General features: G+C 61.0%; 14 protein-coding genes and 1 riboswitch. Of the genes, 4 read left to right on the forward strand and 10 right to left on the reverse strand.

The window, feature by feature from the left end:
* Window positions 1–1,161, reverse strand: coding sequence for a Ger(x)C family spore germination protein (locus GT019_RS04940; RefSeq protein WP_161741638.1), 1,161 nt, complete (start codon window positions 1,159–1,161; stop codon window positions 1–3).
* Window positions 1,154–2,626 carry a spore germination protein gene (locus GT019_RS04945; RefSeq protein WP_161741639.1) on the reverse strand — a complete coding sequence of 491 codons (1,473 nt, stop codon included), beginning with the start codon at window positions 2,624–2,626 and terminating at the stop codon, window positions 1,154–1,156. Before GT019_RS04945 ends, GT019_RS04940 begins: the two co-directional genes overlap by 8 nt.
* Before the next feature lie 250 nt (window positions 2,627–2,876).
* On the opposite strand from GT019_RS04945, the gene GT019_RS04950 reads away from it, so the two are divergent.
* Entirely contained in the window at window positions 2,877–3,560 is a 684-nt protein-coding gene (locus GT019_RS04950) for a FadR/GntR family transcriptional regulator (protein ID WP_161741640.1), read from the forward strand.
* Window positions 3,561–3,605: 45 nt separating this feature from the next.
* On the forward strand, window positions 3,606–4,871 hold the full coding sequence (locus GT019_RS04955; protein ID WP_161741641.1) for a CynX/NimT family MFS transporter: 1,266 nt from the start codon (window positions 3,606–3,608) through the stop codon (window positions 4,869–4,871).
* Between the two features lie 151 nt (window positions 4,872–5,022).
* Here the strand turns inward: GT019_RS04955 and GT019_RS04960 are convergent, their stop codons facing one another.
* From GT019_RS04960 to ade, 7 genes are all read right to left on the reverse strand, one after another.
* A complete protein-coding gene (locus GT019_RS04960; RefSeq protein ID WP_161741642.1) occupies window positions 5,023–5,319 on the reverse strand; it encodes a hypothetical protein in 297 nt (98 codons plus the stop codon).
* A 256-nt stretch (window positions 5,320–5,575) separates the two neighbouring features.
* Window positions 5,576–7,897: a xanthine dehydrogenase family protein molybdopterin-binding subunit gene (locus tag GT019_RS04965; protein WP_161741643.1), complete on the reverse strand. Its 2,322-nt coding sequence runs from the start codon at window positions 7,895–7,897 to the stop codon at window positions 5,576–5,578.
* Window positions 7,898–8,161: 264 nt separating this feature from the next.
* Window positions 8,162–8,620: a hypothetical protein gene (locus GT019_RS04970; protein ID WP_161741644.1), complete on the reverse strand. Its 459-nt coding sequence runs from the start codon at window positions 8,618–8,620 to the stop codon at window positions 8,162–8,164.
* Window positions 8,598–9,413 (reverse strand): hypothetical protein, encoded by an 816-nt coding sequence (locus GT019_RS04975; RefSeq protein ID WP_201755245.1) that lies wholly within the window; start codon window positions 9,411–9,413, stop codon window positions 8,598–8,600. The genes GT019_RS04970 and GT019_RS04975 overlap by 23 nt, the downstream gene beginning before the upstream one ends.
* Window positions 9,414–9,557: 144 nt before the next feature.
* Window positions 9,558–10,925 (reverse strand): RNA polymerase sigma factor, encoded by a 1,368-nt coding sequence (locus GT019_RS04980; protein ID WP_161741645.1) that lies wholly within the window; start codon window positions 10,923–10,925, stop codon window positions 9,558–9,560.
* A 192-nt stretch (window positions 10,926–11,117) separates the two neighbouring features.
* Window positions 11,118–12,359: a winged helix-turn-helix domain-containing protein gene (locus GT019_RS04985; RefSeq protein WP_161741646.1), complete on the reverse strand. Its 1,242-nt coding sequence runs from the start codon at window positions 12,357–12,359 to the stop codon at window positions 11,118–11,120.
* Between the two features lie 87 nt (window positions 12,360–12,446).
* Window positions 12,447–14,225, reverse strand: a complete 1,779-nt coding sequence (ade, locus tag GT019_RS04990; protein ID WP_161741647.1) for an adenine deaminase — start codon at window positions 14,223–14,225, stop codon at window positions 12,447–12,449.
* Window positions 14,226–14,314: 89 nt separating this feature from the next.
* Window positions 14,315–14,373, reverse strand: a riboswitch (purine riboswitch).
* A gap of 125 nt (window positions 14,374–14,498) precedes the next feature.
* On the opposite strand from ade, the gene GT019_RS04995 reads away from it, so the two are divergent.
* Window positions 14,499–15,620, forward strand: a complete 1,122-nt coding sequence (locus GT019_RS04995) for a copper amine oxidase N-terminal domain-containing protein (protein WP_161741648.1) — start codon at window positions 14,499–14,501, stop codon at window positions 15,618–15,620.
* A 236-nt stretch (window positions 15,621–15,856) separates the two neighbouring features.
* Window positions 15,857–16,150 carry an ArsR/SmtB family transcription factor gene (locus tag GT019_RS05000; RefSeq protein WP_161741649.1) on the forward strand — a complete coding sequence of 98 codons (294 nt, stop codon included), beginning with the start codon at window positions 15,857–15,859 and terminating at the stop codon, window positions 16,148–16,150.
* A gap of 180 nt (window positions 16,151–16,330) precedes the next feature.
* Here GT019_RS05000 and GT019_RS05005 read toward each other — a convergent pair whose 3' ends face one another.
* Window positions 16,331–17,434 (reverse strand): GerAB/ArcD/ProY family transporter, encoded by a 1,104-nt coding sequence (locus tag GT019_RS05005; RefSeq protein WP_161741650.1) that lies wholly within the window; start codon window positions 17,432–17,434, stop codon window positions 16,331–16,333.
* Window positions 17,435–17,466: the final 32 nt, after the last annotated feature.

Raw genomic sequence — 17,466 nt, forward strand, 5'->3', positions numbered from 1 at the left:
TCAATCTCCTCCCAGAACTTTGCTCATTCCGATCGCCGGAATCGATACGTCGACATGGACGCGAACGGGAACCGTCGGATATATGGCGGTCGACCACGTCTTCTCCATCCTCTTCCACGCTTGCGGGTGGTATTTTCTCGCGATATCCGAAAACCCGACGACGTCGATCTTCAATTGCTGTTGGAACCGATTCAAGCTCGCCTTCAATTCCCCCTCGATAAACCGTCCGGCGGCCAGCTCCAGCTCCCGCAGCGTATCCGGATTCGCCAGATTCACCTGCTTGTCGATCGTAAGCACGGTGCCCGTCAAGCCGATTCGGACGTCGAAAACGGGCTGACCGTCCGTTTGACGCATGCGGACCGACCGATTGGCCACCCTCATCAGCAAGCTGATCTTGGCCGACCGGAACGGCACGGTTTGCGGAAACTCCAGCTCGCGCCAGTACTTCTTCTTGATGATCAAATGAATCGCCAGGACGTCCTTGCCCGGCAGCCAGCCCGCGAGCTTCCCTTGATGAATGACGGAGCCTCCGCTCAGGAACAGCACCTCGCGGTCGCCGGCGACCGGCATGGATCGGCTCAGTTTCCCGGTCACGAACCCCCGGTAGGGATTTCCGTAATAATCGGCGACGTCCTTGATCGTGAGCGACAGGCTCTTGCCCCACAATTGCTCGTTCTTGATTCTGCCGACCGTTTCGTTCGAGATCAGATCGCCGGTTTCGGATTTGATCCGCATCAAGTCGCTTGCCGTCCCTTGGCTGACCACCAGATAGCCGGATAACCGGATATCCCGGTTCCGCGACAGGAAATCCACGACCTCGTATAACGAGTTCCGCGCCGCGCCTTCCCCGATGAGAAAAAACTTGTCATGCTGCCAGACCAGGATTTTCCCGGCACGGCTCCGCAAATTGCGCGCGGCCTCCAAGATGGTTTTGCCGGATGCGCTGGCTATCCATTCCAATTTCTTCGCGGAATTCTGGGCGTCGTTCGTTGAGGCGTCGATGCAGTTGATCGTGAAGACATAGTCGCGCTTCTGCTCGTCGTAGTCGATCGCTGTCAGCATGACGAGCGCGATATCGCTGATCTCGCGAATATCCGGCGAGCATCCGACGAGCATGCATGTCAGCAAGCCGAGCGCGGCGAACCGTCTAAACCTACTCATGCTCGAGACCTTCCCGCGACTCCGGCGAAGCCTCCGTTTTGGACAGACTGCGATGTCTGATCGGCAGCAGCACGTAATGGCCGACGACATCCCGCCACCTTTTCGGTTCCAGCGTGGGCATGTAATAGACCCCGAAGGACTTCAAGGAACAGAGATGCAGCACGAGCGCGAACATGCTGAGCGCGATGCCGAGCACGCCCGTCCACGCCGCGACGAAGATAAGCGGAAACCGGAGCATCCGCAGCGTAATGGCGGTATTGAACGACGGGATCGTAAAGGACGCGATGCCGGTCAACGCGACGACGATCACCATCGGCCGCGAGACGATGCCCGATTGGACGGCGGCTTCCCCGATGATGAGCGCCCCGACGATGCTGACGGATTGGCCGATCGCCTGGGGCAGCCGCAGGCTGGCTTCGCGCAGCACCTCGAAGGCGATTTCCATCAACAGCGCTTCGAGAAACGTCGGCAGCGGGATGCCGGCTTTCGTCGAGAGGAACGTCAGCATGAGCGGGGTCGGAATCATTTCCAGGTGAAACGTCGTGAGCGCGATATAGACCGATGGAAGAAAGAGCGAGACGAACAAGGTGATGACGCGCAAGCCGCGAAGAAAATTCGCGAAGTAGAACTTCTCGTAGAGATCCTCGCTCGGATGCAGAAAATCGGTGAAGATCGCGGGCGCCAGCAGCACGTTCGGGCTTCCGTCCGTCAGGATCGCGACCTTGCCCTGATTCAACGCCGTCGCGACCCGGTCGGGCCGTTCCGTGTTCTGGATCTGGGAGAACGGCGAATAGGGACTGTCTTGGATCCATTCCTCGATCTGGGCGCTGTCCACCACGACGTTCAACCGGACGGCGGCAAGCCTTCGCTCGATTTCGCGCAGCACGCGGACGTCCGCTTGATCCTCCAAATAAAGCAGCTTGACGTCAGTCCGGCTCTCATTGCCGACGACATATGATTTGCTCTTCAGCTTAGAGGTCTTCAGCCGGCGGTAAATGAGCCCCATATTGGTGTTCAGATCTTCGATGAAGCCGGCGCGCGGACCGCGCACGCTCACTTCCAGCATCGGCTCCTCGATCGCGCGTCTGCCGTAACCGGGCAAATTCATGCCGAGGGCTTCCGTCATGCCTTCGATGAACAGCACGATGCAGGCATCGGTGATCAGGCGCTCCGCTTCCTCCATATCCGACGCGGGCTGTTCGATGCCGAGGGCGCGGACCGCTTCCGCGACCGATTCGATGTCCGCGCCATCCGCGCGAAAGCGCTCGGCGATCGGCGGTATAAGCTGCCGGTACAGTCTCTTCTCGTCGACCAGGACGTTCACGTATGCCGCGGCCGCGACCGGCTCGCCCGCCCTCGATTCGAACAGATGGAAGCTGATCGACCCGTGATCCGCGAAGCGGCGCCTGAGCGTCTCCACATTCCGAACGACCGAAGGTGCGATCGGCGTCTTCCGATTATCCATATGTACCTCCAGGCGGCGATCCATGATCGGGATTCTTTGGAAGTATTTGCATGCGCCACCCCGGTTATGCAAAATCGGCGACAAACGACCTGGCCTCGGCCCGGCAAACCATGCATTCGAGTCTCCTGAAAACGATCGTGCGAGCAATTTAATCAGCCATTTCATTTACATTCACGCAGGAATGGGATACGATAACTTTGACCAATGAACCAAACATCCTACGTTTAGTAAATAAAAGGAGCGATCCCCGTTGCTGAAGAAACTGAGCCGTACCTCGCTCGCCGATCAGGTCTACAAGGAAATGGGAGACATGATCGCCTCCGGGAAATGGCCGTCCGGCAGCCGCATCCCGAGCGAGACCGAGCTGATGGAGCAACTCGGCGTCAGCCGCAACACGCTGCGCGAAGCCGTTCGCGCGATGGTGCATGTCGGCATGCTGGAGACGAAGCAAGGCGATGGCACGTTCGTCAAGGCCACCAGCGCGCTGAACGCGATCTTGCAGAAGCGCGTGCAGCATTCGACGCTGCTCGAGACGATCGAGGTCAGGCACGCGCTGGACAGGCAGGCCGTTGCCCTCGCCTGCGCCAAGCGTACCGACGAGGATCTGGCGACGCTCGAGCATTGTCGGCGCCTGTGCATGACGGCCTTCCGCGAACAAGACCTGGAGCGGTTCGTCCGCGCGGATTGGCTCCTGCACCAAGCGGTCGCGGCCGCCTCCCATAATGCGCTGCTGACCGATATCTACGCCAATCTGTTCGAGGAAATCCAGATGTCCATCGCCAGCACGACGGAATTCGGCGATGACGCGCTGGTCGGTCATCCCGCGCTGCTGCAGGCGATCCGGGATCGACATGCGGATCGCGCCGTCCAGGAAGTCGACGCGTACATCGCCGTGAACAAAAGCGTTCTCCGCAAGCATGATCTAGACGCCTGACCTTGCCATCCTTGACCTCATTTATCTATAGATAGGAAGATTCCGATGACACCTACGAACGCACGCGCGTCGGCCTTGCATCCCGAACGCCCGCCGCACGGCCGAAACGCCGCATGGCTGATTGCCGGCATCCTTATGATCGCCGCCAATCTTCGCACGCCGCTGACTTCCATGAGTCCCTTGATCGAGCTGATCCGCGGGGACATGCCGATATCCGGCACCTTGGCGGGCATGTTGACTACGCTGCCGCTGCTCGCGTTCGCGGCGCTTTCCCCTTTCGTGCCCCGGATGGCGCGCGCGTACGGCATGGAGCATACGCTGTTCGTCGCGCTAGCTGTGATGTTCGCCGGCAGCCTTGTCCGCGATGCCGGCAGCGAGTTCGCGCTGCTGGCGGGCACGGTCTTGACCGGGCTCGGCATCGCCGCGGGCAACGTGATGCTGCCCGCGCTGATCAAACGCGAGTTCCCGCTGCGCGTCGGCCTCATGACCGGCTTTTATTCGATCGCCATGAACAGCTTTGCCGCGACCGCCTCGGCCGTCAGCGTACCGATCGCTTCCCGGACGGGTTACGGCTGGCGAGGCACGCTGATGGTCATCTCGATCGCCTGCCTGGCCGCGGTCCTGCTCTGGATCCCGCAGTTGAAGCATAATACCGCTACCGTCCGTATCGCCGCCGGGACGACCGCCAGGAAGCGTTCCGTCTGGCGTTCGGGGCTGGCCTGGCAAATCACGCTCTTCATGGGCCTGCAATCGTTCATCTTCTACGTGTTCGTCGCTTGGCTGCCCGATATGCTGCTGGATCAGGGGATGAGCAGCGCCCGATCCGGTTATATGCTCTCGTTATTGCAGATCGGCTTGATTCCGTTCACCTTCCTGATCCCGATCCTGGCCGGCCGGCTGCCGAGCCAGCTTGGCCTGCTGGTCGCCACCTGCTGCTTCTATCTCGCCGGCTTCGCGGGCTTGCTGGCCGCCCATGGGAGCTTGGTCCTGACCGCGGCCTCCGTTATCGTGCTCGGCGCGGCGGGCGGCACGTCCTTCAGCCTGGCGATGATGTTCTTCAGCCTCCGCACGCGCACCGCGCAGGAAGCGTCCGAGATCTCGGGCATGGCCCAGTCGATCGGTTATCTGCTCGCGGCCGTCGGCCCGTTGCTGTTCGGGATGCTGCACGAAACCGTCGGCAACTGGACCGTTCCGATGCTGCTTCTCGTCGCCGCGGCCATCCTGCTGCTGATCGTCGGCTTCACGCCTTCCAGGGGAACCCGTTACGTGTTTCAGGCGGAAACGGACGGGCGGCAGGAAGCGACGAATTAGAAGATTATCGGTGCGGAACGTTCAGGTTCGTTGCAAGTTCCCGTCAACGGATGCATAAGCGCATGGCAAAACGGTCCGCGTTCGAACGCGGACCGTTTTCTTTCGTTATGATGATGGAGCCGCCAGATCGGCAGCAATGCTCCAAGCTCGGTTATAGATGCTTCCAGCCCGTTTCCTTGCCCGAACTCGGACAGCTCGGGAAGGCGTCTCCGACCTTCAGCTCCACCTGCTGGCCGCTCGCGTCGACGTACCGGCCGGCTTCCGTTACGGACTGGCCCGTCTTATGCTCATGGTCGGCATGCCGCCAGTTCGTGGCCTTTCCCGTCCGTGGACAGGCGGGAAACGAATCCCCGCGGCTTAGCTGCTTCGTTTCGCCGATTTCGCAGACGTACCTGCCCGTTTCTTCGACCTGTTCTCCCGTGCGGTGTAAATCGGACATCGTTTTCATGACGGATTCCTCCTTGGACAAGCAGTTTAGGCTTGCGTTCTCCAACCGGTTGAAGGAGTCTTGCACAACCTCTATATACCCGCCTGAGCCGCATCGGACGCAGGTTCGAATAAAATCGACCGGCTGCAAGTCAAGAAATCCGGCAATCGCCGAACAAAAACCGCGCCTTTCGGCAGGGTTTTTGTTCGACGATATAAAGCTCGGCGATATAAAATTACGGCGCGGTTATCGCGGGTCTCGCCGAACAATCCTCGAATCACCGAAGCCCTTGCGTGCATCGCCATATCTGCTCCGGCGTCAGCGGCAAGCGGTTAAGCTGGACGCCGGCCGCGACCGACAATGCATTGGCCAGCGCCGCGGGCATGCCGATCGTGCCGTGCTCCGAGATGCCGCGGGCGCCGTAAGGCCCTTGGAGGTACGGGGTTTCCACGAAGTCGACGACGTACTCCGGCGTCTCGCCGTAACGGATGAGCTTGTAATAACGCAGCTGCGGGTTGAGCACGATGCCGTCTTCGTTGTACAGGAAGGCTTCCCGCGTCGCAAAGCTAAGCCCCATGCTCATCCCGCCCGTCACCTGTCCCCGCGCGGTCGCCGCGTTGATGACTTTGCCCGCATCGATGACGGAGACGGCCTGGAGCATCCGGTACGTGCAATCGCGCGTGTTGTATTCGACCGTGACCGCCTCCGCGCCGACCGTCCACTGCTCGCCCGGGATGCCCTTGCCCGTCTCGGGATCGAGCCGCGTCAGGCCATGGACCCGGTTGCGGCCGCGGCCGATGACGGGTTCGCCGACCGCGCTGCCGTCCGGATACATATAGCCGCTCATGAGCGAAGCGAAGCTCAGCCTCGCGCTCGGATCGTCGCGAACGAAGACGTATCCGCCGCCGAAGTCGAGCGCTTCGGCCGGACGCTTCAGCACGAGCGACGCATTGGCTTTCAGCTGCGCGACGGCATCGTCCGCCGCGTCCAGCACGGCATTGCCGACCATCATCGTGCTGCTGCTCGCCACCGTCTTCCAATGCTCGGGCGTAACCTGCGTATCGATGTCCAGCATGACGTGCACGTGGTCGACGGGCACGCGGATGCGTTCGGCGAGCAGCTGCGCCATGACGGTCCGGTTCCCCTGGCCGATCTCGACCGCGCCGACGGTGAGGTTCATCGTGCCGTCATGGTTGAAGGTCAAGATCGCGCCGGAGCCGGTATCGATCTCGGAACCGGAGGTTTTCCAGATGCAGGCCACCCCGGTCGCCCTGACGAGGTCGCCCGCGACCGCGACGCGTCCGCCTCCCTCCCACTTGATGAGCGGCTTCAACCTTTCGATGCATGCCGGCAAGTCGCCCAGGTTGCTGCGGTCCAGCGGCGCCTGCGTCGGCGTCGTGTCCCCCGGCAAGATGGCGTTGCGCCGTCTCAGCTCCAGCGGGTCCATGCGCAGTTCCTCGGCAAGCAAGTCCATCGCGCGCTCCATGCAGAAATGATTCTCCAGATGGCCGAAGCCGCGAAACGCCGTCGCGTAAGGATGGTTCGTGTAGACGCTGAGCGCGTCGCACCGCACATGGTCGATCCGGTACGGTCCGGTGCAGTCGACCGCGGCCGAAGTCGTTACGATGGCGCCGTTGTCGGTGTAGCCGCCGTTGTCGAACAGCAGCGTAATCTCCGCTGCCGTCAGTTTGCCGTCGCGGGTCGCGCCGAGCTTGACCTTGGCTTCCAGACCGATGTGGCAGGGCGAGCTCACGATATCCGTTTCGCGGGTATTGTTGATCTTGACCGGCCTGCCGCCGCATGCCCGAGAGGCGATATAGGCGATGTATTCCAGCTGAATCGAGCCTTTCCCCCCGAAGCCGCCGCCGACCAGCGGGGTATGGACGAGCACCTTCTTCTGTTCGGCCCGGAAGTAGCGCTCGAACAGCCGCTTGATGAAGAACGGGTCCTGCGTGCTCGTCTGGATGTCGATCGTGCCGTCCGGCATCGCTTCGACGATGGAGCATCGGGGCTCCATGGCGCAGTGGTCGGAGGAATCGAAGGCGAATTCGCCCTCGACCGTGACTTCGCTGGCCGCCCACCCGGCTTCCATGTCGCCTTTGCGGATCTTGACGAAATTGCCGATATTCGTCCCCGGCACCGGATAGACGTCGCCGAATTTCTCGTAGCCGCCCAGCTCCTCGTGAACGAGCGGCGCATCCGGCCGCAAGCCTTCGCTTGGCGATTGCACGAGCGGGAGCGGCTCGAACTCCGCCCGAATCAGCGCCGCCGCCCGTTTCGCGAGCTGCTCCGTATCCGCCACGACGACGGCGAGCGGCTCGCCGAAATACCGAACCTTGTTCACGGCGAGCGGCGGACGGTCGGCCAGCACCGTGCCGGTCAGCACCGGATAATCCGCGCCCGTGACCACCGCGTGCACGCCGCTTGCCGCCAGCGCCCCGGCGCAATCGATCCTGACGATGCGCGCATGCGCATAAGGGCTGGTCACCAGCCAGCCATGCAGCTGGTCCGCGTTTTGCGCGTCGTTCGCGTATCTGGCGGTTCCGGTCACCTTTTTCCGCGATTCGATTCTCGGCACGCTTTTCCCGATGGTTTCCATCCCGCACCACGCTTCCCTTCCGGCGAAACTGAACGGCTTGACCGAGGAATCCGAACGGGACGTTCCGCTCGCAGTCGCGCCTCTATCTACATCGTATTGCCGGCGGACGTTGTCCTATTCGCGCAGGCCGAATCTAATGGGTTGCCCGCGCGGATCTGCCGGCCGGGTATCGGGCTGCATGGAAGCGATAGCAAAAAGAGGCATCCCTGGAGACGGGATACCTCTTTATCATGCATTGGAACAGACGTTGCGGCCAAAGCCCGGTTACGTTGTCTTCGCTAAACCGAGCGCCCGATGATCCCAGAGAATATCCTCGACGACGGCGTGCTGATCAGCTTCGCAGGTCACGATCAGGATGACTTCGCCCCGCTTCCCTTTCTTGATTCGGGACTTGTTTCTCCGATTATGGACGAGATAGATCGCCCAACTCCAGACCAAGCCTGCTAGAAAGCCGGCTCCCGCGCCGATCATTCCCCAGATGACCGGCCCCCACGCCCATACGAATCCTTTGCTTGCCCCGACCGTAGCGAACATGAAGGCCAAGATCATGCCTTTATCGATAAAAGACATGCCGTCGGCCCGGTTCATGCCGTCCAGCAGCCGCGGTTCTTTTTTGCACGGCTCGAGCGGTACCGCGTAGATGCTAGAGACGCCCTTTTCCTCTAGCTCCGTAATCGCGATTTCGAGCAAATTCGTATATTCAAACGTGGCGAATATTTGCATGGTCCACCTTTTCTCCGATTGCTACCACCGTGCCTGCCGGTTGGTAGTTGCGCAACAGGTAATTTTTCAGCGCGTCGTCGAATAATTTATTGGCTTCCACCGTGTTCGCGTAAGCGTCGTAGACGGTGAAGAAATACAGGGAGGGAAAATACAAGAGCCATTGCATGTTCACGACGGTCGCGGACGCACGGATATCCCCGATAATCACGAGATGCAAAGCAAGGACCAGATTGGCTTGCCAGACCAGGACGATCGTCGTCACCAAGATAAACGTAGCCAGCAGGAGACGGTGCAGATACAGCTGGCCCATGCTGGGGATCCCCATCGACCACACCAACGCAAGCCACGGTTTGCGCTTATCGAGGTAATTGATTTCGACGGCGCCGATGCTGAATTCGTTGAAGCGGGCGTTTTCTCTTTGCGCGAGCAGATAGACTTTGTTGATGTCCACCGCCGAACGGTAGCTGTCCCAGATGGCGAACAAGTAGACCGGAATATAGAGGGACATGAACTTGGGGTCCATGACGTCTTTGGCAGCCTGGTATTGCCCGTTGAACGAATAGACGATGGCCATATTCAAGTGGATCTTCTGATTGATGAACATTTCCCATAATATCAACGCGTACCCGCGAAGATATTTATTCAGCAGCAAATGGCCGAATCCGGGAAAGGCCATCGACCAAAAGCCGATGACGTAAGGGCTTCTTTTATGAAGCTGCGTTGTCCCCACCAAACTGACGAGTGCTTTGTAGCGCTTGTCGCGATACGGATTCCCGAAATTATCGATCGTCATCACCTCAAGATCCTATGCCCATACCGGCCGCATGATGGTATATTGCCCCCAATCATTGGTTGCATTCATGCCGTTCCCGGCAGCGCGGCCGCATCGGCGAGGTCCGCCGGTTACCCTCGCCGCTGAACTTGAACTCCAGGTCGATCAAGCCTTCGGCATGGGAAGGCTGCCGGACTCTCGCGGATCTTCGAATGACTCGCTGGCGAGGATCGCGCCGCGATCGTCGAGCGCTTCGATGCCGTACGGAGGGGCGGCCGTCTTCGGAAGCACGGCGAACCAGATCCGCCCGCCGGCGCCGACGGACGCGATAAGCGCCGGATATTCGCCTGCATCTGGGCCGCCGGTCGTTACCCTAACGTTCGCAACGAGCGGCGACGAGAGCTGGCCGAAGACGATCGGGAACGGACCCGTTCCGCCGGCCGGCAGCCTGGGCATGCTCATGTAATTCAACGCCTCCGTCCCCTCCTTCGCGACCGACATGCCGTAACCTCCGCCCATGACCCACTTCCACCCCAGCCAGGTTTTGCGGACGAATTCGAGCTGCAGGTCGGTACCGCCGACGGTCGTATTCCGTTTCATGAACAGCAGCGCGCCGCCGTCGAGATGCGCCTCGTGGATGAGCTGCATCGGCGTACCGGAATTCCCCATTTTCAGGAATGCTTCCTCCGGCGTATGGCCGATCGGGATCCTCATGGTCCCGGACATCCCGATCGCGCGGGAGTACCGCCAATCCGCGATGCCGCCCGGGGTTTCGTAGGCATAGCCCAGCGCCAGCAAGAACATGAGAAACGTCAAGACGGCGCCGGACCAGACGATCCAGGCCTTTCTTCGTCGAGCGGTTGGACGCGGCATGCCGGAAACCTCCCTTTCAATGATGGCAATGCGGGATTCGGAAGGCATTCGAATCGCCGCAGCATGAGACGGCCTTCGCTCGGCGAGTAAACCGTCAGCCAAGAACGCTGCATCCATGCTCCGCGGTCCCGCCTCCCGCATTCGCTTGGCGAGCTTCGCTCGGGCCCGGCGAAGACGGGCATTCGCGCTGCCTTCGGCAATGCCGAGCAGCTTCGCCAGCTCGGTGCCGGCCAAGCCATAATGCGTATGCAAAACAAGGATTTCGCGGTATCTGCCGGGAAGCTGCATAACGGCGGGCCAAATCTCCCCCGAGATGGAGATCTCGCTGCTCGAGGACTTCGGTTCCGCCGATCCCGAGCGTCCGTCGGGCGGCAGCAATCCGGCCGTGGTTGCCTTTGGCCGAATGGCCGTGACGCGGGAAAGGAATGCCGCCTTCCGGACGAATGCGAACAGCCAGCTCCGGAAAGCGACTTGGCCGCGGAACGAATCGACCGCGCGGAACGCCCGGATGAACGTGTCGTGGGCGATGTCATCGGCCAGCCGCTCCTTTCGGGTCAAGAAATACGCGTACTGCCGGACATCCTGCCAATAACGGCGAACAAGCGCGTCGATCTCGGGCGAGCTCAGACGCGCGATGTGCTTGAGATACTCCTCCTCCATGCGGACCTCCCCATACTCTTAATCGTCCATCAAGGATACCAAATTGTTCCTTGCTGCGCCGCAACAATTTTTTCCCGGCTCGCCTGGCGAGCGGCAGCGCACGCTGCGCGAGAAGCAAAAAAGCCGCAGCGCGTGCGGCTTCTAAACGCAAACTATTTTTGCGGTGAACGTTACATTCGGCGTCGCTTTGCTTCACGAGCCTAGTCCGATCGCATGCTGCTCCACCGACACCGTCTCCGCCCCGTGCGCGCGGGCGAACGCCTCGAGCGCCTCGTGCACGGAGTGCTTCAGGCATGCGGTATACGCGATTTCCGGATCGATTTGCAGCAACTGCACCGACAGGTGCTTGCGCTTGTTGTCGAGGCGGGGGTCCATCCGGCCGATCAAGCGGTCGCCGGCCAAGATCGGCATGGCGTAATAGCCGTACTTGCGCTTGACGGCGGGCGTGTAGATTTCCCAGCGGTATTCGAATTCGAACAGATCTTCGAGCCGTTTGCGGCTCCACAACAGATTGTCCAGCGGCGGAAGGAAGCGAACCGGCGTTTCCTCGTCGCCCGAGCTTGTCCGCCCGCCCTCTTCCTGCCGATGAACGTCGAGACGCTCGGCATCCGAGGTCAGGATATAATACGGCTGCTTCACCCCGTCGATCGCGACCGCGGCCATCTCCCCGGCTTCGATGCGGCCGTTGACCGCATCCCTTCGCTCCTGGGCGCTTAACTTCTGCCAGCCGAATCGCGCGTCGCTCGGCTCGAATACCCGATAGGCGCGGCAATATTTGCGCAGCATCCGGTCGCGCGCGTCGTCAGGGGCGATGCCCGCCGCCTCCTCCCGAAGCGCCGCCGGAACGCTGCGGTCCGCCACGTCGAACAGGCGATGATTTCCCTCGCGGCCGACGATTCGGATCTCCGCCGCGTCCATCAGCAGATTGAGCGCGTGCGACGTCGCTTTGGTCGTCGCGTTGACGTTGTCCCAATAGCCGTGCACCCGCTGATCGGATTCGAACGCTTTGGCCGGGAGCGGCCCCTCGCTCTCCAGCTTGCGCAGCACCTGCTCGACGATCGGCCGGATCTCGTCCAGCTGCGCGCTCGTCCGCTCCCGCATGCGCTGCCGGACCGGCTCGAATATCGGGTAATCCGCCATCGGAATCATGCAGGCGGCATTCGCGAAATATTCGAACACGTCGTTCCCACGCAGCAGCTCGTTCAATATGCCGGGGTCGTACCCTTCGATTCGAGCCGCCAGCGCCAGATGCTGGTTCGGGCGCACGGCCGCTACCGGATCGATCTGTATGCATTCCAGCTCGGCGATCACGCCGAGCACGCGCCGGCGCATGTCAGCCGCGGCGCTTGAACCGCCCGCAAGCGGAGGCGCCAGCAGCTGCTTCTCCAGCAAGAAGCGCCGCAGCGCCCGTTTCGTCGTTCGTATCGGTTCCATCGACCCCATTCCCTCCCGCCAAGTCGCTTTTACTGCAACCATTATACACCAATGCCGCGCTTGTTCGCATCTTGTTCGTCACGCCCGTTATTCGCCCGCTTCGACGGCGATAGGGCCGAACGACTCGAAATCGAACAATCCCCGGTCCGTCAGCTTGAGCGCCGGAATCACCGGCAGCGTCAGGAACGATAAGGTCAAGAACGGATTGAAGGACGGCTGCGCGCCGATGGCGGCCAACGCCCGGTTCACCTGCCGCAGCTCCTCGTACACCTCGCCGTACGGGCGATCGGACATCAAGCCGGCCACGGGCAGGGACAAGGACGCGATGACCGTCCCTTCCGACACGACCGCCAATCCGCCGCCCTGCCGGACGACCTGCTCGAGCGCGGCCAGCATGTCCGCATCCGATGCGCCGGCGATCACGATGTTATGCGAATCATGGGACACGCTGGAAGCGATCGCGCCGCGGCTTAGCTTGAAGCCCTTGACGATCCCGAGCCCGATATTCCCGGTCGCGCGGTGCCGCTCGACGACGGCAAGCTTCAGCTGATCCTTCTGCGCGGAGGGACGGAACATGCCGTCCTGAATATCCACGGATTCCTTCAAGCGACGCGTGACGATTTGATTGGGGATGATCTCGATCACATGGCACGAATCGGACGATATCGGAAGCGCGAAGTCCGACAGCGACGCTTGCTTCGCATTCAGCGACGTCAACGAACTGGCCTGCTTAAGCGACGGCGGCGGTTCCGGAAAAGCTCCCTCGCGAACGCTCCCCTGCTCCACGACGCATCGGCCTTCCTTGTAAACGGCGTGAATCTTGACGTCCCTCGGCTCGTCGAGCACGAGGAAATCGGCCAAGTAGCCCGGCGCGATGGCGCCCCTGTCGCGCAGGCCGAAGCAAGCCGCGGTATTGATCGTGACCATCTGGATCGCGGTAATCGGATCCAGCCCTTTGGCGATCGCGAGCCGCACGACGTGATCCACGCTGCCTTCCTCGACCAGGTCGTCCAGCAGCTTGTCGTCGGTCACGAACAAGCATCTTCCCGCGTTGCGCGGCGTAATCGCGGGCAGCAGAGCATCGAGGTTTTTCGCGACCGTCCCTTCCCGGATCATCAGGTGCATGCCGAGGTCCAACCGGTCCTTGGCTTCCTCGCGGGTGACGCTTTCGTGATCCGTGCGGATGCCCGCGGCCATATAGACGTTCAAACCTTCGCGGTCGATTCCCGCCGCATGGCCGTCGATATGCTTCGAACTGGCCCCCCGGAGCTTGTTCAGCATGGACGCCTCCCGATTCGCGACCGCCGGAAAATTCATCACTTCAGCCAGCCCGAGCACCTTGGGGTGCGCGTAATAAGGGGCCAGGTCCTCGGCTTCCAGCCGTGCGCCGTTGCTCTCGAACGGCGTGACCGGCACGCAGGACGGCAGCAGGACGAACATGTCGAACGGAAGCCGGTCCGCCTGATTCAGCATATAGTCGATGCCGCGCGTCCCCGCTACGTTCGCGATCTCATGCGGGTCCGTGAAGGCAGAGGTGACGCCGTGCTTCAGCAGCAGCTTGGCGAACTCGCGCGGAGCCAGCATGGAGCTCTCGACATGCACATGCCCGTCCATGAAGCCGGGAACGATATATTTGCCGTCCGCGTCGAGCGTTTCCCTCCCTTCGTACGTGCCGATGCCGGCGATGACCCCGTCCGCGATCGCGATATCGCCCTCCATCCATTCGGCCGTGAACACGTTCAGGATCCTGCCGCCCTTCACGACCAGATCGGCCGGCATCTGCTTGCCGGCGACCGCGATTCGTTTGCTTAGCGCCGCATCTTCGACGCTTTTTCTTCGTGCCTTGTCTTCGATTCCGTTGTTCATTTTTGCTCACCCTCCTCTTCGTATTCGCAGCTGCCGTTCATGATAGACGCAAAAAAACCCGACTACAAAAAAGCATGACTGCGCTTTTCGTAATCAGGATTTTACGGTTCCTGGTAGAGACCCTCAAACCATATCATTGAGGTTATACTCGCCTATTCGGTTGACTGCCTCCATCATAATACGATCCAAGACGCCCGTCAATGCGGCTCGTCCGCAACCTTTTCGGCGCCGGCGCCGTCTATGGGAATGCAGTTAACTTGAGGAGGCCTACCGATGAAACCTACGATAAAATCCCTACTGATGCTCTCTGCGGTGCTGGCGGGCTCGCTGTCCGCCGTGCAAGCGAACGCGGCGGCCGGCGCCCCGAACGCCGGCGGCAGCGTCGTCTTCCAACAAGGCAATCCGCTGATCACGGTCGGCGGCGAACAAGTGAAGGTGCAGCTGGCGCCGTACTCGCAGAACGGCACGTTCATGGTGCCCGTGCGCGAGCTTGCCGAAGGCTTGAACGCTTCGGCAGCCTGGAAGGACGGCGGCTTGACGCTGACCCAAGGCAACCGCGTGATCCTGGTTAAAGGAAGCCGCCTGCAGACAAACGGCAAGTCCGTCGCGCTTCCCGCCGCGATCCAAAATAAAAACGGCAAAGTCTACGTTCCGCTCAGAGCGGTCGGCGGCGCCCTCGGCGGCGTCGTGGATTTTCGGGACAATTCGGCCGTCGTCACCGCATCCGCCCCTGTCGCGGACAAGCCGGTCGCGATCCGGTTCGATTTCGCCAAGGACGCGCAAGGCTGGACGGGCGGGTTCGCCGACCTGCCCGTGGAGCATGCCGGCGCGGATTACCAGCTGGATTACAAATGGTCGCCGCTGCCCGTCATCGACCATAAGCAGCTGAACGGCCTCATGGTCAAAGGCATGAACCGCAGCGACGACCTCTTCATGTTCGTCGCGCGCAAGCTCGATGCCAAGGACGGCCTGAAGCCGGGCACGACGTACGACGTCAAGCTGGATTTCCGATTGGCGACGAACGAAGCGTCCGATTCGATCGGCGTGGGCGGTTCCCCCGGCCAATCCGTATACGTCAAGGCGGGCGTGACGAACACCGAGCCCAAATCCGTCGAGGTGCTCGACTCCGGCATGGATTCGTCCTACCATATGAACCTCGATAAAGGAAACCAGGCTACGGACGGCAAGGACATGAAGCTGGTCGGCGACGCCAGCAAACCGGACGGGTCCAAGGAAGGCTACCAGCTCAAGCCGATGCAGCTGAGCGCCGTCGTGACGACGGGCGCGAACGGAGAAGCCTATCTCGTTATCGGGACGGATTCCGGCTACGAGGGCCTCAGCACGTTCTACTTCACCGACATACACGCCGTATTCACGCCGCAAGCGAAGTCATGAACCTCGGCAGGCGACTGGATTGTTAATCCCGTTAATAAATAAGGTAATTAATCACGTTAATATCCAGGCGGCCGGCCATCGACTTCGATGGCCGGCCTTCGGCGTTTACTCGGACCCGCTCGCGGCCGGCGGCGTTCCGGCAGGGAAATCCCCGGCCGAATATGCTATGATTAGACTAATCTCGTGCCGTCGGCATGACGAACGAAACCCAAACCCGAGGAAAGGAGATCGCCGGCATGACTGCCTTAACGGAACAGCAATTTTCGAGAATATCCCGCGCCTTGGCCGAACCGAGGCGATTTCAGATGCTCAGGGAAATCGGAGCGACCCCGGATCCGCTTCCTTGCGGCGTGCTGCTCGATACCCATAACGTGAGCGCCGCGACCGTATCCCATCACTTGAAGGAGCTGGAGACGGCCGGCTTGATCGTAAGCCTTCGCGAAGGCAAATTCATGAGTCTCGTCCTGCAGCGCGACGTCCTGCAAGCGTACGTCGACCAGCTCTCGGAAATTTTCTCGCGCGACCAATAATCGCCTTCGCGCCCGGCTGCGGCAATGCTTGACCATTCGATTTCCCCCGCATGTCGAGGAGCCTCCGGGCTCCTCTTTTCCTTTGCCCGCCTCCGCTCCGCCCTTAGGCCGTCATCCGGATGCATGCGACCGGAGGTATCGGAGAAATTCGGCGGCGTCAAGAAGAAACGAATCGCAGGTTCAGCCTGCCCGCCGACGTCTCCCGTCGACGAGCGTGGCGATCCACAGCAGCAGCGGAATGCCGATGCCGCACACCGGGAAGGCGTAATAGCTCCACCAATTAAAAAACGGGCCGTACATGGTCGCTCCCGGACTGAGCTGCGCCGCGACGAAGATCACGGGAGCGATGATCCAGATCAAGGCGTACCAATCGTTGAGCTTGAGCCATTGCGACAGCTCGTAGCTGACGACGAACAGGTGCGCGGACAAGATCGTCGTGATGCCGAAGATCCAAAGCGAGAACATGAAAATATCGATTTGCTGAATGAATTCCATGATGTCGACGGTACGCATGAACGAGAAGAACGGATCCTGCAGCCTTACCGCGAGCGCCGGCCCGAACACCGATAAGGAGAGCACGGTAAGCGCGACGAACGTCAAGGTCGTCCCGCCGAGCGCGATGGAGGACAACAACGGCGCTTTGCGGGGATTCGCCATGAAGGCGATTAGCACGAGCAGCAGCAGGGATTCGCCGCCAAGCAGCGTCGTCAACGGCACAGCCCCCTTCGCGATCTGCAGCCAGCCGTTATCGTAATAGACGGGGAGGATCCGCTCCCATCGCAGATTGCGGCCGTTCAGGGAGAAGCTTACGACGGTCGTGATGAAGAACACCGGTCCGACGACTTCGTTATACCGTCCGATCCCGCCGATCCCGCCATGCGCGGAGTAGACCATCAGCATCGACAGGATCAGCATGACCACCCACACGGGCGCTTTGTCGAGCAGCACGCTCTGTATGAAATCTCCGCTATAGCGCAGGATCATCACGGATATCGAGATCCAGGCCGCAAAATACGGCAGGACGACGATCCGGCCGAACCACGGCCCCAAGACGGCCCGGCTGAAGCCGAACAGGGTTTTCCCCGGATGCATCAGGCTCAATCGAACGAGAAGCAGCGTCAGGACGATGGCCGACAAGCCGGCGATCAGGATCGAGATCCACGCGTCCTGCTTCGCCTCGACGATCGCGGTTTTGATGAACGGAATGAAGTTGCAGCCGTCGATGATCAGCAGCGTCCAGATGAACTGCGATCCCGTGATCTTCATGAGTCCTTTGATTCGCACGTTCGCTCCTCCTCTCCCGTCCGGGCTCTCGA

The sequence above is a fragment of the Paenibacillus glycinis genome, assembly GCF_009909185.1.
GTDB lineage: Bacteria > Bacillota > Bacilli > Paenibacillales > Paenibacillaceae > Paenibacillus_Z > Paenibacillus_Z glycinis.